The following is a 21,693-nucleotide window of genomic DNA, read 5'->3' as shown; positions in this document are numbered from 1 at the left end:
CTATTTGTAAAATTAGGCTATATATGCAATGTATAAAAGAAAATTTATCTCCTAATTATCAAATTAGTGTAGAATTAACCTCTATAAATGTGAACTATTACAAAGTATTAGATAGCATAGGGATAAATTATAAATTTTAGGGGTAAAAATGTATAAAGTTGGTGTGAGCATAGGTGATGTTAATGGAATTGCTCCTGAAATCCTCCTGAAATCCCACCAAATTATCAAAAAATTTTGCACTCCCATTTATTGTGCTCATCAAGAATTACTTAAAAAAATTAGTGACATTCTAAAAATTCCCCTAGCAAAAGATATGATTTTTATTCCACCTAATGCACCTATGCCCATGATTCATATAGGAGAAATTCAGGAAGATTCTGGATTCTATAGTTTTAAGAGTTTTGAAAAAGCATGTGAACTTGCAGAAAAAAATGAGGTAGATTTTATTACTACTTTGCCTATTCATAAATTTGCTTGGAAATGTGCAAAAATTAATTTTGTCGGACATACAGAATATTTATCCCATCGCTATAAAAAAGAAGGAATTATGATGCTTGGTTGCGAAGAAATGTTTGTTGCACTTTTTAGTGATCATATCCCCTTAAAATCTGTAAGCAATAAAATTACAAAGAAAAATCTTTTAGAATTTTTAAAGAATTTTTATTACTGCACTAAGGAAGAAAATATCGCTGTATTAGGATTAAATCCACATTGTGGTGACAATGGACTAATTGGAGATGAAGATTTTATTATAAAAGAAAGTATAAATAAAATTAATAAAATTTTAAATAAGGAAATTTTTAAGGGCCCTTTTCCAGCAGATAGTGCTTTTAGTCCACCAATGAGAGAAAAGTATAAAATTTTTATCGCACTTTATCATGATATAGGTCTTGCACCACTTAAAGCACTTTATTTTTATGAAAGCATCAATATTACTTTAAATATTCCTATTTTGAGAACATCTGTTGATCATGGTGTGGGGTTTGATATTGCTTACCAAAATAAAGCTACTACACAAAGCTATATCAATGCTATACTTTTGGGAAAAAAATTTAAGGAAAAAAATGAATAATCAAGATTATGAAAAAATCATTACAGAGCAAAAATATTATATTCAAGTTTTAGAAAGTATGCTAAATCGTGCTTATGTAGAACTTGCCAATCAAAAAAATATTTTTGAAAAAACTGATCAAAAAATTGAAAAACTCAATAATGATATTGATAATCTTTTAAGTTTTGTATTAAATAATGAAATTACTAAAGAAAAAAATCCCATGAGTCTGCAAGAATATCTCAAATCCTTTAATTTTAAAACCGAAAAAAACCTTATTTTTGGAATCAATATTGAACAAAAATTTATTAAAGAAAGTAGTATTCCTACTCTACAATATTATCTCTATAAAAATAATTGCTTTTTGCAAAAGAAATTCTCACTTTATGGCCTTATCCCTAAAAACAAAAAAGATCTAATCACAATTGGTCAGACATTTCACAAATATATTGAACTTTGTTTCAAGAAAAAACAAGAAGAGATTATAGGAATTTGTTATATTTCTACAATAGAAGAACAAATTTATATTGATTATTATGGAAATCAAGATATAGAATTAGAGTTTGAAGACTTTATCAAACTCTACACCAAAGAAGAAAGTCTAGAAAATCTACTTTTGTAACATTTTCTTCTTTCTTTCAATTGCTTTATTCCAGCGACGTTTTTCTATCTCTGTTTTTGGTTCAAACTGTGGTATTTTTACCTTTTTGCCACCTTCTATTGCAACCATTGTAAAATAGCAACTATTGCAATGTGTAACAAATTTATTTTTAATATCTTCACTGATTACTTTGATTCCTACTTCACAACTTGTATTTCCCGTATAATTTATACTTGCTAAAAAAGTCAATAAAGAACCAATAGGGATAGGATGTTTAAAAGTCACACTATCTACTGCCATTGTTACTACACCTACACCACAATATCTTGTTGCACAAGCATAAGCAACCTGATCTAAAATTTTTAATAAATCTCCTCCGTGCATTACACCACTAAAATTTGCCATTGAAGGATTTACCAAAATAGACATACGCAATACTCTTGGATCCATTTCATAATCATATGCTGTTTCCATTTTTATCTCCATTTAGATTTTTTTTAATTTAACATATTTTTTTTACTTTAGATATAATAAATCAAAAAGGTAAAATTATGTCTTTTATTCTTGTAACTGGTGGCTGTGGATATATTGGTTCGCATACATTACTAGAGTTTTTAAAAAATACCAATCATCATTTTTTAGTAATAGATAATCTCTCAACAGGTTTTATACAAAATCTAGAATATCTTCAAAATCGTTTTAAAAATAGAATCACTTTTTTCAATTATTCTTTAAATAATAAAGAAAAATTAGAACAAATTTTTCATACCTATAGCATTGAATGTGTATTACATTTTGCCGCTTCTTTATCTGTTGAAGAATCTACAAAAATTCCTCTAGAATATTATAAAAACAACACTATTAATACAACTTTTCTTATAGAATTATGCACAAAATATAATATAAAAAATTTTATTTTTTCCTCTACTGCTGCGGTATATGGGCAACCAGAAGGAGAATTTAAATCTATTGATGAAAATTTTAGTCTAAATCCCATCAATCCTTATGGAACTTCTAAAATGATGAGTGAATTTATCTTAAAAGATAGTAGTAAAATTTATGATTTTAATTATGTAATTTTAAGATATTTTAATGTTGCTGGTGCAAACATGGATAATGATTTTCAGCATTCTCATGCTCTAGGACAAAGAAGTAAAAATGCCATTCATCTCATTAAAATTGCATTAGAATGTGCAGTAGGGAAAAGAGAAAAAATGGGAATTTATGGGATAAATTATGATACAAAAGATGGCACTTGTATTAGAGATTATATCCACATCAACGATCTAGCAAGTGCACATCTTAGTGCATATCAATACCTACTTCAAAATAAACAATCTAATATTTTTAATGTTGGATATTCTAAAGGTTACAGTGTTAAAGAAGTAATAGACAAAGTCAAAGAAGTAACAAAACAAGATTTTTTAGTAGAAATTTTAGGAAATAGGGCAGGAGATCCCGCAAAACTGATTGCTGATAATAGAAAAATTCTTCAATATACAAATTGGCAACCAAAATATAATCATTTAGAAAAAATCATCCAAAGTGCCTATGATTTTGAATGTTATCTCAGAGACGTTGAGAATGAGTGATTGCCACAGCAATAGCATCTGTAATATCTAAAGGCTTAATTTCACCTTTAAGATTTAAAATCCTTTTTACCATAAAAGCAACTTGATTTTTATCTGCCTTGCCATTACCAGTTAATGCTTTTTTAACTTGCAAAGGTGTATATTCTGCAAAATTTCCAAAATCTTGTAAAATTTTTAGACTTAATGCTCCCCTAAATTGAGCTAGTTTGATGACTGTTTTTGGATTATAAGCATAAAAAATATCTTCAATCGCTACTTCATCAATGTGATAATTTTTTAAAACTAAATCAATCCCCTCAATAAATTCTGTAATCTGATATTGTAATTTTCTTTCTTTGATTTTAATAAATCCTGCTTCTAATAAAAATAATTTTGTTTTATCTTTTTTTATGATTGCATATCCACAATTTCTACTCCCTGGATCAATACCTAAGATATTCATTTTTATACCTTATTTTTGTTATAATGGTAGCAGTTTTTCACAAAATTTCACATATGTGAAATCTGGAGTTAAAAAATAAATGTCACAAAAAATTTCCCAACAAGACCTCCGTGAAATCTTTAAAAAGGAATTTGGATACGAGGCTTATAATCATCTTTTTTCTAATATGGAATACATAGTAAAATCCAATAGCAACGATATTTTACTAATTATTGTCCCAAATATTTATATTGAACAATGGATTAAAACACAATATAATAAAAAAATCCTTGAAATCTTTGAAAAATATTTCAAAACTCAACCTGAAATTCACATTAATAAAGAAATAAAAAAAACAAATGTGAAAAGTTTTAAACAAAATATACAAAAAACACAAAATTCTCTAAACCCTTCTTATACCTTTGAAACCTTTATCCAAGGAGATTCCAATAAATTTGCTTACGAAATTGCAAAACAAGTCTGTGAAAAACAAAGTGAACGATATAATCCTGTATTATTCTATGGTGGTACAGGATTAGGTAAAACACATCTTCTTAATGCTATCGGAAATAAAGTTATTGAAAAAGATAAAATTGTTATTTATATCACTGCTGAGCAATTTTTAAATGACTATATTTCTAAAATTCAAAGCAATAATATGGAAAGTTTTCGTGAAAAATATAGAAATTGTGATTATCTTTTAATTGATGATGTACAATTTTTTGGTGGAAAACAACAAATTCAAGATGAATTTTTTCATACTTTTAATGAATTACACACCAAAAAAAAACAAATTATTATGACTGCTGATAAAAGCCTTAAGCAAATTACTGGTCTTGCTGAGCGTCTAAAATCCCGATTTGAATGGGGAATTACTGCAGATATTCAACCTCCTGGTTTAGAAACAAAAATAGAGATTATAAAACAAAAATGTGTGATTAATCATATTGAACTTAGTAAAGATATTATAGAATATCTAGCTTCTAATGTCGGAGAAAATATCCGACAAATTGAAGGAATTACACTTAAATTAAATGCATTATCTTTTTTTGGACAATCTATTACGCTAACTACAGTAGAAAATGCTATCAAAGACATACAAAAAGAACCTAAAAAAAATCCAAGCATTGATGATATTATCAAAGCAGTAGCAAGAAAATTTAATATTAAACCTAGTGAAATTTCTTCTAAAAGTAAAGTAAAAAGCATAGCAAAGGCAAGAAAAATAGTAATTTTTATTACAAGACAAATGATACCAAATTCTATGACAATGATTGCTCAATCCTTAAATATGAAAGATCACAGTGCAGTAAGTAAAGCAATTTCTTCAATCAATAAGGAAATTAAGGAAAATCCAACACTTCAATCTGAAATCGATGAAATTAAAAACAAGCTATAAAAGTTTTTTAATTTTTCGATACAATAAGGCACATAAATGTGAATAAAAATATATTAAATTTTTTATGTTGTAGTTCCATATTTTTGGGAATTTTAAAAGATTTTCACACTTTTCACAACCATACTACTACTACTAGAAAATTTAATATTATAAAGCTTCATAAGGAGAAAAAATGAAATTCAGCATCGAAAAAAGTAAATTTGAAATTATTCTTAATAATCTTCAACCCTTTTTAGATAAAAAGGATTCTTCACAAATTACATCTCATATCTATTTAGAAACTCATGACAATACTTTAATTCTTAAAGCAACAGATTATGAAATAGGGCTTGAAACTCAAATTAATATTAAAAAAGAAATCGATGGAAATGCAACAGTAAGTGGTAAAAGAATTTTAGATTCCATTAAAAGATTGAAAGATAAAGAAATTTCTATTGAAACAGATGGACAAAACCTTTATATAAAACAAGAAGAAACAAGTTTTGAACTTCCCATGTTTGATGCAAATGAATTTCCTAAAAATATTCAAGAAACAATACAAAATAAAATTAACTTTGATACTTCTAGTTTTATACAATTTCTCAAAAAAATTACTCCAGCAATTGATTCTACTAATCAAAAACCAGAATTAACAGGTGCTTTACTTGATTTAAAAGATTATACTTTTAACTTTGTAGGTACAGATACAAGAAGATTAGCAATAGTAAAACAGAAAATCCAATCTCTTGAAAAACTTAATATTATTATTCCCAAAAAAGCTATCAGTGAAATTTTAAAACTCTTTTCAGATGAAATTGAAATTTTTTATAATGAATATCAACTTATTATTAAAAATCAATATTACACTTTTTTTACAAAACTTATTAATGGAAATTTTCCAGATTATGAAAAAATTATTGCAAAAGATTTTAGAATCCAAACAAAACTCCCTAAACAAAATTTTCTTGAAGCTATTAAAATTACCAACTCAATTTCACAAAAAATTAAAATTACTTTTAGAAATAATGAAATTTTATTTGAAACAATTCAAACAGATAATTCTGGAAAAGCAAAAACTCAATTTGAATACCAAACTAATTTTGAAGAAGAAATGAATCTTTGTGTAGATTCTCGATATATTGTTGATTTTCTTTCTCAGATTGAAAATACAGAATTTGAACTTTGCATTAATGAAGCAAAAAATCCATTTGTCTTAAAAGATGGGGATTTCTCAACATTAATTTTACCAATCCAAAACTAAAAAGGTTTTTTATTCATGGAAAATAAGGATTACGGCGCAAATAATATTAAAGTCCTTAAAGGATTAGAAGCAGTTAGAAAACGTCCAGGAATGTATATTGGTGATACCAATATAGGTGGTTTACATCATATGATCTATGAAGTTGTAGATAACTCTATAGATGAAGCAATGGCGGGATATTGTGATAGTATAAAAATTACTCTTACTAATGAAGGAAGTGCTATTATTGAAGATAATGGTCGTGGTATTCCTGTAGATATTCATCCTACAGAAAATCTTCCTGCTGCAACTGTTGTTCTAACTGTTTTACATGCAGGCGGAAAATTTGATAAAGACACTTATAAAGTTTCTGGTGGTTTACACGGAGTAGGAGTTAGTGTTGTAAATGCACTTTCTAAACGCCTTATTATGACAATCAAAAAAAATGGCAATATTTACCGACAAGAATTTGCTAAAGGGATTCCACAAAGTGATCTTGAAATTATTGGAAAAACTAAAGAGCATGGAACTACTATAGAATTTTTCCCTGATGGCGAAGTAATGGAAGTTTTAGACTTTGATGCTAATATTCTTATTAAACGCTTTAAAGAAATGGCTTATCTTAATCAAAATGTTACTTTGTATTTTAAAGATGAAAAAACAGGAAAAGAAGAAAAATATCACTTTGAAAATGGTTTGCATCAATTTGTAGAAGATATTAATAAAAAACCTTTTATTTCACCAATTATTAGTTTTCAAGCACAAGAAAATGATACGGAAATAGAAATTGCTTTAGCTTATAATGAAGGATATGATGAAAAAGTTTTAAGTTTTGTAAATAATATTAGAACTCCTGATGGTGGAACACATGAAGCAGGTTTTCGTGCAGGACTTAGTCGTGCTATTATGAATTACATAGAATCTAATGCAAATGCTAGAGAAAAAGATTCTAAAATTCAAGGTGAAGATGTTAGAGAAGGACTTATAGCAATTATTTCTACAAAAATTATGGAACCTCAATTTGAAGGACAAACCAAAGGAAAACTTGGGAGTTCTTTTGTTAAACCTATTGTACAAAAACTTACTTACGAAAAACTTGCAAAATTTTTTGAAGAAAATCCTAATGAAGCAAAAATAATTATGCAAAAAGCCCTAGTTGCTGCAAGAGGAAGAGAAGCTGCTAAAAAAGCAAGAGAGCTTACAAGAAAAAAAGATTCTTTAAGTGTAAGTACATTACCAGGAAAATTGGCAGATTGTCAAAGTAAAGATCCTACTATTTCTGAACTTTATTTGGTAGAGGGAGATAGTGCAGGGGGTAGTGCTAAACAAGGGAGAGATCGTGTTTATCAAGCAATTTTACCATTAAGAGGAAAAATTTTAAATGTTGAAAAATCTCGTCTTGATAAAATTTTGAAATCTGATGAAATTAAAAATATGATTACAGCTTTTGGTTGTGGAATTGGTGATGAATTTGATATCGAAAAATTACGCTACCATAAAATTATTATCATGACAGATGCTGATGTAGATGGTAGTCACATTCAAACATTATTAATGACATTTTTCTATCGCTATTTAAAACCATTAGTACAAAATGGCCATATTTATATTGCACAACCTCCACTTTATCGCTTTAAAAAAGGTAAAAAAGAGATTTATCTAAAAGATGAAAAAGCTTTAAGTGAATTTTTGATTGAAAATGGGATTGAAAATTTTAATTTTCAGGGAATAGGAAATAAAGAACTTTTGGAGATTTTAAAATATATTTCACATTATCGAAGTGTATTAAAAGAACTTGAAAAACGTTATCCGATGATTGAAATTATTAAATTTTTGATTGAAAATCGTGAAATTATTTCTCTTTCTTTTGAAGAAATGTATCAAAAAATAGAAGATTTCTTATCAAAAATTGAATGTAATATTTTAAATAAACTTATTACAAAGGATAATATTACTCTTTATATACAGACAAAAACAGGACTTGTAGAGTTTAATATTGATGAAAATCTTTTTGTAGATAACTTTTTTGAAGAAGCATATTTTATTTATAATAAAATTATTGAACGCGATTTAAGCTTCTTAGAAGGCAAAGAATTAATTGAAGTTTTAGAAGATATTGAAGAATCTGCAAAAAAGGGTGCTTATATTCAAAGATATAAAGGTTTGGGTGAAATGAATCCTGAACAACTTTGGGAAACTACAATGACACCTGCAAATCGAACATTATTAAAAGTTACATTAGAAGATGAAGATAGTGCAGATAAAATATTTACATTGTTTATGGGAGATGAGGTAGAACCGCGTCGTGCCTATATTCAAGAAAATGCAAAAAATGTAAAACATTTGGATGTTTAATTCATGCAAAAAATTACAATTATTGATGGAATAGAAATTTCAGAGCAACTTTCTCCAATTATGGATTATTTACTTTTGTTTTTTCTATTTTTAATAGGTTTTTGTATTTATTTTTTACCAACTTTTATTGCTTTTTATCGTAAGAGTAAATATCGCTATAGTATTTTAGTGATCAATTTTTTTCTCGGATTTACTTTACTGGCTTGGGTTATTTCACTTGCTTGGTCTGTGTATAATACGGGAAATAAACAAGAAAAATAATATATTGAGGAAAAAATGATAGATAATTTAATGTATACGATTACAAATATTAATGCAATCTTTTATATTATTGCTTTTTTATTTGGTGGAATCCCTTTTGGTTATGTCCTTACAAAAATATTTTATAAAATTGATATTACACAAATTGGTTCAGGAAGTATAGGTGCTACAAATGTTTATCGTGCATTAAAAGATATTGATTCTAAAAATGCTAAGAAATTTTCTTTACTTACGATTATTTTAGATGCAACTAAAGGAATGTTTGTCGTTTTATTAGCAAAAATTTTTGATTTAGAATATTCTGTGCAATATATGATTGCAATTTTAGCAATTTTAGGACATTGTTATAGCCCTTATTTAAATTTTAGGGGAGGAAAAGGTGTAGCAACAGCAATTGGTTCTATAATTTTATTGATTCCTATAGAAGGGATTTTGGGACTTTTAGTATGGGGTTTTGTTGGAAAGGTTTTAAAAATTTCATCACTTTCTTCATTACTTGGGGTTTTAAGTGGTATTTTTTTAAATTTTTTGATTCCTTATATAATTCCTTTACCAGATTCTATAAATATCATTACACAAATTCATTCTCATGCCCCAGTAATTATTATTGGAATTTTGATTTTCTATACACATATTCCAAATATTAAGCGTTTATTTAAAGGAGAAGAAAAAAAAGTTCTATGACTTTTTCTATCCTTATTGAAAAATTAACTTTTGAAACTATTATTGGAATTTTAGATTTTGAGCGTAATCAAAAACAAAAAGTGATAATTGATGGCATTTTTACCTATGAAAATCAAGAATTTTTAGATTATGTTCTTTTGAAAGATAAAATTATCTCCTTATTTTGTGAAAATCAATATTTTTTAATTGAAGATGCATTGCAAAATATTCCTCAAGAATTGAAAAAAGATTTCCCTTGTTTAAAAAGCATAGAGCTTAGTATTAAAAAACCTGATATTTTAAAAGATTGTATTATAGGAATGAAAACCAAAATTATTTTTTAATTCTTATTTTTTTGATATAATGATTATTATTTTTTTAGGATTATAAGAATGAAAAAAGCACTAGTTTTTTTACCAATTATATTAAATTGTAATTATGCAGATCCCATGAAACAAGAACTTGATGAAATTTTTACGCAATCAGAACAAGATTTTTCTTTTACAAACAAAAGTATTTTACAGAATGAAGATTTCACAAACCGCCAAGTTAGTGATCTCAAAGAAATGTTTTTTAAAGAATCTTCTATTGATGTTGGTGGCGGGGGTAAAATGGCACAAAAACTTTATATTCGTGGAATGGAAGATAGACTTCTTCGCGTTAAAATTGATGGAAGTGTGCAAAATGGTAATGCATTTCATCATCAAGGAAATTTAGTAATTGATCCTTTTATGATAAAAAAAATTGAGATTATTAAAGGAAGTGCAAATGCTTCGGCAGGACCAGGTGCAATTGCTGGGAGTGTAGATATTATTACAAAAGATGCTTTAGATTTTTTAGAGAGAAATCAAAATTTTGGTGTTTTTTTTGGGAGTTCATTTTTTTCAAATTTTGGAGTAAAAGAAAATCTTGCAATCTATGGGAGTGATCATAAAAATTTTGATATATTGGCTGCTTATGATTTTGTAGATATTTTTTATTATAGAGATGGTAAGCATATTTTCACAAACCTTTTTCATCCAACACCCGATGATAAAGTTATTAGTTCACCTTCTATGCAAAATAATTTATTGCTTAAATCTAATATATTTTTTAATACAAGAGACAAAATTACATTGAGTTATAATCTTGTAAATGATGATGCAATTAGACCTTTTAGAGCAAATATTACTCGTGTAGATCCAGATTTAAGTGGGGGAGTAGATTATGCTCAGATTCTTTTTAAACATAAAAATATTAATCAAAATTTTTCTATTGCTTATGAAAAAAAAGGAACAAAAAATTTTAATGAACCAAAAATAAAACTTAATGCTTATGGAAATATTAGAAATGTAAAACTCACTCCTTATAGTATAGGAAATAGTGCAATGGATGAAGAAGAAGCAAGCCTTCCAAGAAATATATTTTTAAATAATTTTGGTTTAGATTTAAAAGTTGCACATACATTAAAAGAAAATAAACAAAATACTTTTGAGTATGGGCTAAATTATCAAAATATTTCTACATTAGATAAAAAAGCTTTAAAAGATAATTTACAAAGAGGAAGGGAAGATGGACATATTATTGGAGGATATATTCAAGCAAATTATTATATATTAGAAAATTTAAGTCTAGGTGCAGGAAGCCGCTATGATTCTTATTTTTACTATGATAAAAACTATCAAAATCATCATACTTATGGTTTTTCTCCATCAGTTGTAATTTTTTATAATCCAGTAGATTCTTTAGATTTAAAACTTTCGTATTCATATGTTACGCGTGGTGCTCTGCCAGGAGATGCGCTATTATTACAAAATGAACATCATTTTGTTGATAAGAATCTCAAGGCAGAAAAAGGGCAAAATATTGAATTTGATATTGATTATAATCATGAATATTTTTCTGTACGAGGAGCAGTGTTTTATCAAAATATTAAAGATTTTATCAATAGTTATGGAAGTGGACATTCTCATGGAGAAAATGAATCTCATGCAGGACATGAAGACCATGAGGATACTTTAAGAGATAATTTAGATTCTTTAATTGATATTTATGGCTTTGAAGCAGGGATTGATTATTTTTTCAAAAGTTTTTTAGCAAGTTTTTCATTTTCACGAAGTTTTCCTATGGTGAAGGGAAAATTGATTGCTGATACTTATGAACTTGGTGCTGCTATAGGAAATACTTATGTGATTAAATTAGGATATGATTTTAAATCAAGTGGAATTAGTATTTCTTGGGTAAGTAAAATCGTGCAAAGACTGAATTATACTGGTTATGATATTTATAATAATGAAATTTCAAATATTGATAAAAAAGGTTATCATGTCCATAATTTTTATCTTACTTATATACATCCTAAGCATAAAAATTGTAGTTTGCAATTTGCTATAGAAAATATTTTTAATCAATATTATATTAATCAAGCATCGCCATTTAAAGTAGAAGCAGATGGAAGTGCAAATGAAGTGATTAATACAGTTCGTCGTGCATTGCCAGAACCAGGAATAAATGCAAAAATTTCATTTTCTTATAAATTTTAATATATTTTATTTTTAAAAATATTTGATTTTACTCTAAAATTTTAGTTTTTAGCGGAAAGTTTCTTTCTTTGGTTCATTAAAAATTTAATTTATAATAATGATAATCAAAACTATTTTTATTTGATATAATCATACAAACTTAAATACTAGGGATACTAGAAATATCAAATGAAAACAATTATAATATTTTTTTTTACAGGTATATTACTTATGGCTCAAGAAGAAATTCTTTCTGATACAAATCAAAAAGGACAAAAGGAAAAAGCTTACAATCTTGATAAAATTTATTCAGTTAGTTCTTTAAAAGATAAAAAATATCTTAGTGGAGAAAAAATTTCTCAAGAAATGATTCAAGATAATCCAAATGGTAATGGAGATATTACAAGTCTACTTAGAATCTTGCCTAATGTTCAATTTGACAATAAACAGCTAAGTTCACAAACTGCAGGTGAAATTGATCCAGCAAATATTAGTATTAGTGGCGGTTTATATTATCAAAATTTATTTTTATTAGATGGAGCAGGAATAAATAATGATTTAAATCCAATTGGCACTACAAATCCAACAACTCCTACTTCTTTATCAGGAAGATCGCAAGGAATGAATATTGATACTTCATTATTAGGGTCTATTAAAGTTTTAGATTCTAATATTTCTGCAAGTTATGGTGGTTTTAGTGGTGGTGTAGTAGAAGCGGAAACTAAACGCCCTACAAAAAAATTTAGTGCTAAGATTAGTCAGCAAATTTCTCAAGGAGATTTTAATGGTTTTAGTCTTACAAAATATCATATCAATGAGAAATCACAAGATGCTTTTATAAACTCTACTTCCGCAAATTCTCAACCAAAATTTATCAAATATATTACTCGTGCTTCTTTAGAATCCAAAATTAATGAAAAAAGTGGAGTGATTGCAAGTTTTAGTGCAAATCAAAGTTTTATTCCACTTAAATCTTATGCACAAGGACAGATTAATCAAATCATTGGAGATAAAACTACCAAAACTCAAAAAAGACTAAATTACAATGCTTTTATCAAGGGTTATTATGATATTTTATCAAATTTAGTATTGGAAGCAAGTTATACTTTTGCACCACAATATAATGAATATTTTATTGTGAATACAAAAGATTCTGATTTTTATCTTAAAAGTGGTGGACATCAGGCAAATTTAAAAAGTATTTGGGATAATTCTATAGGAAATTTTACAGCAATATTAAATTTTGGTTACTTGGAAAACTCTCGCACTGGTTCAGCACAAAATATGAAAGGTTGGCGTTATTCAACAGATAAAAATTGGAATGTCAATGGTAGTAATAACGAGGGTGGTTATGGAAATGTTTCTAGTAAGCAAATCAATCTTAATCTCAAACTTATGCAAGAATTTGATACGATTAAATATAAAAGATGGTTAAATAAATTTAGTGTTGGTACAGAAAGTGGTTTTGTCTATGCAGATTACCATCGTTTAGGTGATACTATTTTTAGTGGTTCTGCTTTTACCAAACCCTTAAAAACTGGTGAGACTTGTCTAGTAGGCGATGAATATTGTAGTAATGGTGTGGTAGATACTTCATTAATGAATGCAAGTTTAAAAAAAATCTGGGAAAATAATAATGGGCAATATATGTATCGTTCCACACTTTATAAGCAAGGATTAATTGCGGTAAATAATTTTACTTTAGCATTTTTTATTGAAGATGATATGAGTTTTTTACTAGGAAAAGGAGGTAGAATAGAATCTAAAATTGGTTTAAGAAGCGATTTTGATACTTTTATGAGTAAAATTACTTTTGCACCACGCTTTAGTATTAAATATATTACACCTGTGAAAAAAGATTATCAAACTTCATTTGTTTTTGGGGCAAATCGTTATTATGGGCGCAATATTTTTAACTATGCACTTTTAGATGGTCGTTCAAGTTTGGAATATACACTTATTAAGAGTTCTTATAATCAAAGTTGGAGTGAGGCAACTGCCACACAAAATAAAAATGATACAAATTTCAAAAAGATTCGCGTGCCTTATTCTGATGAATTAATGGGTGGAATCCAACAAAATATTTCAATGTTTTCTATTAGTGCAAAATATATTCATCGTTTTGGGCGTGATGAGGTGAGACGAGCTTGTAAAGATTCTCAAGGTAATATTAGTACACTAAGTTGTGCGTCAAATTCTAAACTTACACAGGATTTGCATTATGTTTATACTAATGAAGGAAAGAGTGATACAGATGTTGTAACTTTAAGTATTCAAAATGATCAATCTATAGGCTTTAGTTGGTTTAAAAATTATTTTTTATTTGCATTTGATTTTACAAATATTAAGAGAAACTATGCAGATTATAATGAGAATCTTACACAAGGAGAATTTGATAATCAATACATCAGTTATAATGGCAAGATAATACGTTATGCCGATAGACCAGCAAGTAATTTTGTCCGTCCTTTTACAATACGCTTAAATACAACTCATCATTTTTATTTTTGGCGTACAAAATGGCTTTTCAACAACTTTTTTAGATATCGTAGTGCTTATAATACGATGATTAGCGTAGGGAATAATTTTCAAGATAGTGTAATAATTGATGGTGTTTTAACGCAAGTGCCAACTTTTAAAACCTATCGAGTAAGAGATGCATTTACTTGGGATATGAGGATTGGCTTTGAAGTAGATATGTATAGAAAAAATACTTTATTTGTAAATCTTGATATTTTCAATCTTTTGGATACAAAAAATATTGCTATTACAAATTTAAGCTATGGTAGCGCGGGATTGAGTGCAACACCTATTTATGAAATTGGAAGATCTTTTTACATAGAAATAGGGTATAAATATTGAAATGTAAAAGAGTAAACAAGATGAAAAAATTTATTATATTATTCTGTATTATGTGTTTGAGTTTGGTAACTGGATTTTTAGGAGGATACTTTTATCAAACTAAAAAAACTAATTATCGTACACTTTATGCAAAAAATATTTCTGATTGGCCAAAACCATTGGTAGATGAGGGTATAGAATATGAAGAAATGCGCCCTTTAGATTCTTTGCCACCTATACCAGATGATAATCCCTTTACGCAAGAAAAAAGGCTTTTAGGAGAATTTTTGTTTGAAGAGCCATTATTAAGTAAAAGTGCACAAATTGCTTGTTCGAGTTGTCATAATAAAGAATTAGGTTTTGGAGATGGGTTAAAAACAAGTTTTGGGCATGATAGGCAGAGAGGTAATCGTAATGCCCCAAGTATTTATGTTAGTGGTTTTTATAAACAACTTTTCTGGGATGGTAGAGCAAATACTTTAGAAGAACAGGCAATGGGACCGATTGAAAATCCTATTGAAATGGCTTATAATGTATCTTTAGCCTTACAACATATCAAAGATAACCTTTTTTATCAAAATCTTTTTTTGCTTGCATTTGGAGAAAGTTCGATCACTTTAGAAAAAAAATCTCTGCTTGGCAAAGCATTTGTGAGTGTTGATGATTTAGAAAAACTTAAAAATACAAAAATATCACAAAATTTACAAGAGATTATGACAACTACAAATCTTCTTAAAGCAATTGCGACTTATGAACGCTCACTTACACCTACAAATTCAAGATTTAATCGATTTTTGAATGGTGATGATAAAGCTTTAAGTGATCAAGAAATCTATGGATTACATCTTTTTAGGACAAAGGGAAAATGTATGAATTGTCACTATGGAATGATTTTGAGTGATTCTAAATTTCATAATATTGGTTTAAGTTTTTATGGTCGCAAGCTAGAAGATCTCGGACGCTATGAAATTACAAAAGATGAAAAAGATAAAGGTGCTTTCAAAACACCATCACTTATTTCAATATCAAAAACAGCACCATATATGCATAATGGAATCTTTCCTCATTTAAGAGGCGTTTTGAATATGTATAACATTGCATTTGGAAAAGATGAAAACAAGCAATTTTTAGAAATAAGCCCATTGATACATAAATTAGGTCTAGATGAAGAAGAATTGCAGGCTTTAGAATCTTTTTTAAAAACTCTTTAATTTTTAATTGCTTATTTTTTTGATATTTAATCATATTTTGGAGAGATAAAAATAAATTTGTTTTTAAAGGTATTGAATTCTAAAAAGGCTATTGCTTTGATAGCAAGAAACAGAGTTTATATTTTCATGATAAAAATATAAAACTTTGGAGCAAAGCAAAAAACTTCTAAAATATAAATTTATAAAGCATTGTAGAGTATTTTCTTGAAGATTAGATTTGGTATTAGGAAAATAAATTTTTACTGCTTGCAAGATTTGTTCAATTATATATCTTGAATAAACTTTTGCACAAATACTATAATTATAAAACTTATTAAGAACCTTTTTTGCTTTTTTGTATATTTAGGAATATCTTGTTGAGTGAATTCAATCCTATTTAAATTATTGATATTAAAAACAATTATACCAATATTGCCTTTTTTAAAATGAGAATGAAAGGTTTCTATATTTTTAGGATTTGAAATTATTTAAATACAAGAATCTTGTTTGGCAATTTTTTGTGCAATTTTTATAGAATTATCACTCTCGCAATCATTTAAAACAATTTCAATATCTTTAAAACTTTGTTATATAAGAAATTTAAATATTTTTCAGTAAAATTTTTGAAATTTTATTTTGCAGTTTTAACTTTTTAGTAGAATTTCACACCAAAAATACACTTAAAAGATAAAAATATTTAAAAATTGAATTAATATTTTATATTAAAGGTTTTAATAAAAACCTTTGAAGATCAATACACCAACCCTAACTATCACAAGTGATGATATTTATAGTGTATCTATAAGATTTAATAAAAAGCTTTAGAAAAATATAATATTAATCTTATTAAATAAAGAGATGCTATATTATAAACCTTTGTACTTCTATCTTTTTGTAAATATGTAAGAAATACATGTGAAATTAATCTATTTGGGTAATATTCAACTTAGTGGTGAATTATCTCTTTTAATATTAACTATTTTGGAGTGATGGGGAAAATAGGATTAAATTTAAGATTTTAAAGAGTTATTGTTTAAAATCAAAGTAATAAAAAATTTTAGATTATTTATAAAAATGTATATTTTATTTTAGGGTTTCTTGGAATTATAAGAGTGGTGATATTGTAATAATAAACTAAAAAAATAATATATAAATCTAATAAAAAAATTTAAACTTTGTGTAAGAATCTTTGATTTATAATTTTAGCTATTTTTTAAGAAGGAGTTAAAATGTTAAAAATCTTAATGAGCATTTTTATTGCTTTAGCTTTTGCAGGATGCCATGTCGCAAATTCTGGAATGATTGCACCAATAAATTTAACAAAATCAGGTATTGAAGCAACAAGTAATACTTTAGGAAGTAAAAGAGGTGAAGCAGAATGTCAAGCAATTTTATTTGTAGCATTTGGTGATTGTTCTATTGCTACAGCCGCTAAAAATGGTGGGATTACAAAAATACATTCTGTAGATACAGAAAATTTATCAATTTTGGGACTTTATTCTAAGCAAAAATTAATTGTTACAGGTGAATAATCTTAAAGAATGATAGATTTTAAGACACAAATTATTTTAGAGTGGAGAGAACTTTTAAAAGAAGAATTCCAAAAGCCTTATTTTTTAGAGATTCAAAAGCATTATGAGGATTCAATAAAAAGTGGTAAAAAAGTCTTTCCACCTAAAAATTTGCTGTTTAATGCATTAAATCTTACTCCACCACAAAAAATAAAAATTGTAATTTTAGGTCAAGATCCTTATCATGGGAGTATATTTTTAAAAAATCAAGAAATCCCTCAAGCTATGGGGCTTAGCTTTTCTGTGCCTTATGGTTTTTCTATTCCCCCAAGTCTTAGAAATATTTACAAGGAGCTTTCCCAAAATTTAAATTTTATTCCGCCAAATCATGGGAATCTTAGCAAATGGGCAGAAAATGGTATTTTGCTTTTAAATGCAATTTTTAGTGTAGAAAAGGGCAAACCTACATCTCACCAACATTTTGGTTGGGAAAAATTTAGTGATGCAATTATAAAAAAAATTTCACAAAATTTTGAAGGAATTGTTTTTATGTTATGGGGAAATTTTGCAAAAAAGAAAATATTTTTAATTGATGAAAAAAAACATTGTATTATTATTGCACCTCATCCAAGTCCCCTATCAAAGGGATTTATAGGAAGTGGTGTTTTTAGTAGAGCTGAAGTTTTTCTAAAAGAAAAAGGGATAGATTTTAATTGGAATCTTAGTTAGAATTTTTTTGAGATTTTGTTTCTAGCATACAGATTCCATTTCTATAAAGTGCTTGAATTTCTTTGGCATGTAAGAGAAAATGTAAAGCGGGTTGTGTGCTTGTTGCGAGAGATGGGATCTCAAAAATACAAAAATCTGCAAAAAATCCTTCTTGTAAGCTTCCATTAGAAAGTTGTAAAGATTTAGCACCATATAAAGTAGCACTTAATAAAATCTCTTTAGCAAAGTCTATGCAATTTTTATTTGGATAACTAAAAAGCATAGTGCGTAATTCATCAAGATAATTTAAATTATTATTTGAGCTTTTACCATCTGTGGCGATGGAGAGTTTTTGCATATTTATATGATCAAGGTTTAAAAGTTTATTATTTAAAAGACGATTGGATTTAGGACAGGTAATAATATGGCCACTTTGCATGAGTTGGGATAATTCTTTGATATTTGCTTCTAAACAATGCACAAATAAAGTATCCATATTTTTAAAAAGTTCAATAAATTCTTGGATGCTATAAAGTGATTTTGGATTTTTGACTTGAAGTGTTTTTTCATAAAATTTTTTAAAATATCCTTGTGAAGATTCTAGCCATTGTCTTTCTTCTTGAGATTCTAAAAAATGTACAGAAGTTAAAAGGTTTTTTTCTCTAGCGAGAGATAAAACCTTTTTTGCCAAAATAAAATGAACAGAATAAGGGGAATGTAGGGCAATTGCAGGGATAAAATTTATTGATGCATGTTGCATAGAATTTTTTAATCGTTGTAAAAAATTGCTATATAGAAAGTCAATAGCACTGGGGTTTGAGCCAATCACTTCATTAAAAAATACAACTTTTAAAGGAGAATTTATTAAAGAGTGCATATCATCTCCATAACTACTAATTGCACCCACACTCCCTACGCCACTTAGAATCTGTTCGTGAATGGCTTGTAAAATAGCATTGGTATTGTCATTTAAAACCTCATCTCTTTTTTGCATAACACTATCAAGCCAGTTTCCAAAATTTCCATAAGTAAAATTTGCAAGATTATTACTAAATTCAAAATGGATATGTGGATTGACAAAGCTAGGTAAAAGCACACAATCTTTATAAAAAATTTTTGTCGCATTGTTATATTTTTGAATTAGTTTTTTATAATCATCTATCGCAACAATTTTTTCTTCTTTGATTGCAATTCCACTATCTTCTAGAATCTTGAAATTTTCATCACAAACAAAAACTTTGCTTGCACCAACAATTTTCATTCTGATTCCTTTTTTATAGAAATATCAAGTTTATTGTAGGGTATTTCAATATTGTTTTGATCAAATGCAATTTTTATACGCTCGATAAGTTCGCTACGCACACCAAAAATACCATCTTCAAGTTTGGCCCATACTCTAATAGTAAAATTTAAAGAATTTGGTCCAAGATCTGTGATTCCTACAAATGGTGCCATAGTTTTATCAATCTTATCCATACTAGCAATTACATCTTTTATGGTGTGCCTAACAATTTCTATATCGCTTTGATAGCCCACACCACAAATCCATTCTATGCGTCTTTTTTCGCTTGTAGAATTAATAATATTTGCATTAGCAATATGTTTATTGGGAAGAATTGCTAATCTGCCATCAGGAAGACGGATAGAAGTATTAAAGAGGTTGAGAGATTCCACACTTCCATTGAGATTATTAATTTCTATTGTGTCACCTTTTTTAAAAGGACGCAAGACAATTAATACAATACCTCCTGCAATACTTGATAAAGAATCTTTTAATGCTAGAGCAATTGCAACTCCTGCAGTTCCTAAAATTGTAAGTATAGAAGTAGTTTGTATTCCTAATGCTCCTAATGCAGCAATTATAACCATAAGGAAGCAAAGCACAAAAATAAGTTGAGCAATAAAGTTTGCTAGAATTTCATCTTTTTTCTTCAAAAAAGTATAAGTTTTTTTACGAAAAAAACCTGCAAAATACCAACCAAAAATTGCAATAAGTAGTGCTTTGAGTATCGCAATACCAAGACTTTGTAACAAAGGAAGGTGAGAAAGTAAAAAAAGTTTAATTTGTTCCATAGATTTTTCCTTGTAAAATTATAGAATTTACTTTTCCATAAAGTTCTTTTTGAAAGTATGGAGAATAAGAATCTTCACAAATAAAATGATGATTTAAATCCACAATGATTAAATCCGCATCCTTATCTTTTTGTAATACTCCTTTATTTTCAAGACCAAGAAAATCTGCTTGATTTTTTGCGGTGATTTCAAGGAGTTTTTCAAGAGTGATAAGATTTGTTTTTACAAGATAAGTAAAAAGGATGGAAAAATATTGATTGATAGTATCAACACCATTGCTTGCAAGCTCAAAAACTTCATCTTTTTGGGAGTTATAAGTCGCATTTTGCAAGCTCGTAAGACATTGGATTTGATTGTTTTGTAGTTTTTCCAGAAGTATTTCTTTGTGTTTTTTATTTTTTAGTGGTGGAAACATTTTGGCTTTTGTATTATAGTTTTTGTATTCATTTTCATCTAAAATTAAATGGTGTAATGGAGTTTGTGTTATGATTTTTGCACCTCTTTGATTAAAAAAATCTATATAATCAAACCCTTCTTTTTGTGTGATATTTAAAAGCACAGGACAATGAAATTCCCTAGAAATTTCACATATTTTTACAATTTCTTTATTCCATGCAATATAGGGAATACTGGGTAATCCTAATTCTGTGGCAAGCTGTCCAGAATCTATCACACCTTGGGCAAGTTGTTCATCATAAGGTGTAATCATGAGAGATAGATTAAGCATTTTTGCATAATGTAAAAGTGTTAAAAGATTTTGCCCTTCTAAATCCTGGCTTTTTAGATGTAGAGTTTTTGTTCGAGAATTCTTTAAAGACGCAATATTTGTAATTTTTTGATCCTCATTGAAGGCATAAATACTAGAAAATAAGGTAATAGGCAAGGTAGTATCAATAAAATCTATAAGTTCTAAAATATTTTCATTATTTGATTTTGGATTTGTGTGTGCAGATAATAAAATACTTCCTACACCCCCTTGCAAACATTTTTTTGCTAAGCTATTTAGGGTTTTGCTATTTAGGATCTTATTCTTAGGAGAAACATCTAGATCAATGAGTGCTGGAAGGATGTGTTTTCCTGTGCAATCTATGATTTTTTCATTTTCATAGGGCTGTAAGTTGGAATCGATTTGTGTGATTTTATGATCTTGAATGCGGATATTTGTCTTTTTTGTACCAGAGCAATCAGAGATTGTACCATTTTGTAATAACATAGAAAATCCTCATTATTTTTTTAAGATTCTACTATAAAAATTATCAAAATGGCATTTTGTAAAAGGTGCCCCCTAAATCTCTAGGGACTTAGAA

Annotated in this window: 19 protein-coding genes; 14 read left to right on the top strand and 5 right to left on the bottom strand. The window is 27.6% G+C overall.

The features are described from left to right. Positions 1-148 precede the first annotated feature (148 nt). Both pdxA and LW133_RS05355 read left to right on the top strand, forming a co-directional pair. The gene (pdxA, locus tag LW133_RS05360) at positions 149-1,072 is read left to right on the top strand and encodes a 4-hydroxythreonine-4-phosphate dehydrogenase (protein WP_233077404.1); all 924 of its coding nucleotides are present in this window, start codon (positions 149-151) and stop codon (positions 1,070-1,072) included. Then, entirely contained in the window at positions 1,065-1,673 is a 609-nt protein-coding gene (locus tag LW133_RS05355; RefSeq protein WP_233077403.1) for a hypothetical protein, read from the top strand. Before pdxA ends, LW133_RS05355 begins: the two co-directional genes overlap by 8 nt. Here the strand turns inward: LW133_RS05355 and LW133_RS05350 are convergent. Next, positions 1,662-2,126, bottom strand: a complete 465-nt coding sequence (locus LW133_RS05350; protein WP_233077402.1) for an acyl-CoA thioesterase — start codon at positions 2,124-2,126, stop codon at positions 1,662-1,664. The genes LW133_RS05355 and LW133_RS05350 overlap by 12 nt on opposite strands. 77 nt (positions 2,127-2,203) lie before the next feature. Here LW133_RS05350 and galE point away from each other — a divergent pair, with 77 nt between their 5' ends. Beyond that, positions 2,204-3,244 (top strand): UDP-glucose 4-epimerase GalE, encoded by a 1,041-nt coding sequence (gene galE, locus LW133_RS05345; protein ID WP_233077401.1) that lies wholly within the window; start codon positions 2,204-2,206, stop codon positions 3,242-3,244. Here the strand turns inward: galE and ruvC are convergent. After that, complete coding sequence (gene ruvC, locus LW133_RS05340) at positions 3,222-3,686, bottom strand: crossover junction endodeoxyribonuclease RuvC (protein ID WP_233077400.1); 465 nt, start codon at positions 3,684-3,686, stop codon at positions 3,222-3,224. The genes galE and ruvC overlap by 23 nt on opposite strands. A gap of 79 nt (positions 3,687-3,765) precedes the next feature. Between ruvC and dnaA the strand changes: the two genes are divergently transcribed. The 11 genes from dnaA (at position 3,766) to ung (ending at position 18,334) form a co-directional block, all read left to right on the top strand. Continuing rightward, on the top strand, positions 3,766-5,064 hold the full coding sequence (gene dnaA, locus LW133_RS05335) for a chromosomal replication initiator protein DnaA (RefSeq protein WP_233077399.1): 1,299 nt from the start codon (positions 3,766-3,768) through the stop codon (positions 5,062-5,064). A 172-nt stretch (positions 5,065-5,236) separates the two neighbouring features. Continuing rightward, a complete protein-coding gene (gene dnaN / locus LW133_RS05330) occupies positions 5,237-6,304 on the top strand; it encodes a DNA polymerase III subunit beta (RefSeq protein ID WP_233077398.1) in 1,068 nt (355 codons plus the stop codon). Between the two features lie 15 nt (positions 6,305-6,319). Then, a complete protein-coding gene (gene gyrB, locus LW133_RS05325; RefSeq protein ID WP_233077397.1) occupies positions 6,320-8,638 on the top strand; it encodes a DNA topoisomerase (ATP-hydrolyzing) subunit B in 2,319 nt (772 codons plus the stop codon). Between the two features lie 3 nt (positions 8,639-8,641). After that, complete coding sequence (locus tag LW133_RS05320) at positions 8,642-8,899, top strand: superinfection immunity protein (RefSeq protein WP_233037732.1); 258 nt, start codon at positions 8,642-8,644, stop codon at positions 8,897-8,899. A gap of 18 nt (positions 8,900-8,917) precedes the next feature. After that, on the top strand, positions 8,918-9,583 hold the full coding sequence (gene plsY, locus LW133_RS05315; RefSeq protein ID WP_233077461.1) for a glycerol-3-phosphate 1-O-acyltransferase PlsY: 666 nt from the start codon (positions 8,918-8,920) through the stop codon (positions 9,581-9,583). Then, complete coding sequence (locus tag LW133_RS05310; protein ID WP_233077396.1) at positions 9,580-9,906, top strand: dihydroneopterin aldolase; 327 nt, start codon at positions 9,580-9,582, stop codon at positions 9,904-9,906. Before plsY ends, LW133_RS05310 begins: the two co-directional genes overlap by 4 nt. Before the next feature lie 48 nt (positions 9,907-9,954). Continuing rightward, entirely contained in the window at positions 9,955-12,084 is a 2,130-nt protein-coding gene (locus LW133_RS05305) for a TonB-dependent receptor domain-containing protein (RefSeq protein WP_233077395.1), read from the top strand. A 168-nt stretch (positions 12,085-12,252) separates the two neighbouring features. Then, positions 12,253-14,925, top strand: a complete 2,673-nt coding sequence (locus LW133_RS05300; RefSeq protein WP_233077394.1) for a TonB-dependent receptor plug domain-containing protein — start codon at positions 12,253-12,255, stop codon at positions 14,923-14,925. Between the two features lie 20 nt (positions 14,926-14,945). Then, complete coding sequence (locus LW133_RS05295) at positions 14,946-16,115, top strand: cytochrome-c peroxidase (RefSeq protein ID WP_233077393.1); 1,170 nt, start codon at positions 14,946-14,948, stop codon at positions 16,113-16,115. 1,208 nt (positions 16,116-17,323) lie between these two features. Continuing rightward, positions 17,324-17,626, top strand: a complete 303-nt coding sequence (locus tag LW133_RS05290; protein ID WP_233077392.1) for a TRL-like family protein — start codon at positions 17,324-17,326, stop codon at positions 17,624-17,626. 9 nt (positions 17,627-17,635) lie between these two features. Further along, positions 17,636-18,334, top strand: a complete 699-nt coding sequence (gene ung / locus LW133_RS05285; RefSeq protein ID WP_233077391.1) for a uracil-DNA glycosylase — start codon at positions 17,636-17,638, stop codon at positions 18,332-18,334. On the opposite strand, the gene mqnF is transcribed toward ung, so the two are convergent. From mqnF to LW133_RS05270, 3 genes are read right to left on the bottom strand one after another with little or no spacing between them, the layout of a single operon-like run. Continuing rightward, the gene (gene mqnF, locus LW133_RS05280; protein ID WP_233077390.1) at positions 18,327-19,574 is read right to left on the bottom strand and encodes an aminofutalosine deaminase family hydrolase; all 1,248 of its coding nucleotides are present in this window, start codon (positions 19,572-19,574) and stop codon (positions 18,327-18,329) included. The genes ung and mqnF overlap by 8 nt on opposite strands. Continuing rightward, positions 19,571-20,386, bottom strand: a complete 816-nt coding sequence (mscS, locus tag LW133_RS05275) for a small-conductance mechanosensitive channel MscS (RefSeq protein ID WP_233077389.1) — start codon at positions 20,384-20,386, stop codon at positions 19,571-19,573. Before mscS ends, mqnF begins: the two co-directional genes overlap by 4 nt. Next, on the bottom strand, positions 20,373-21,599 hold the full coding sequence (locus LW133_RS05270) for an amidohydrolase family protein (protein ID WP_233077388.1): 1,227 nt from the start codon (positions 21,597-21,599) through the stop codon (positions 20,373-20,375). The genes mscS and LW133_RS05270 overlap by 14 nt, the downstream gene beginning before the upstream one ends. Positions 21,600-21,693 lie beyond the last annotated feature (94 nt).

The sequence above is a fragment of the Helicobacter anatolicus genome, from assembly GCF_021300615.1.
Taxonomy (GTDB): domain Bacteria; phylum Campylobacterota; class Campylobacteria; order Campylobacterales; family Helicobacteraceae; genus Helicobacter_H; species Helicobacter_H anatolicus.
Note: the sequence above shows the minus strand (reverse complement) of the source record. Positions and strands in the feature narration are given on the sequence as shown.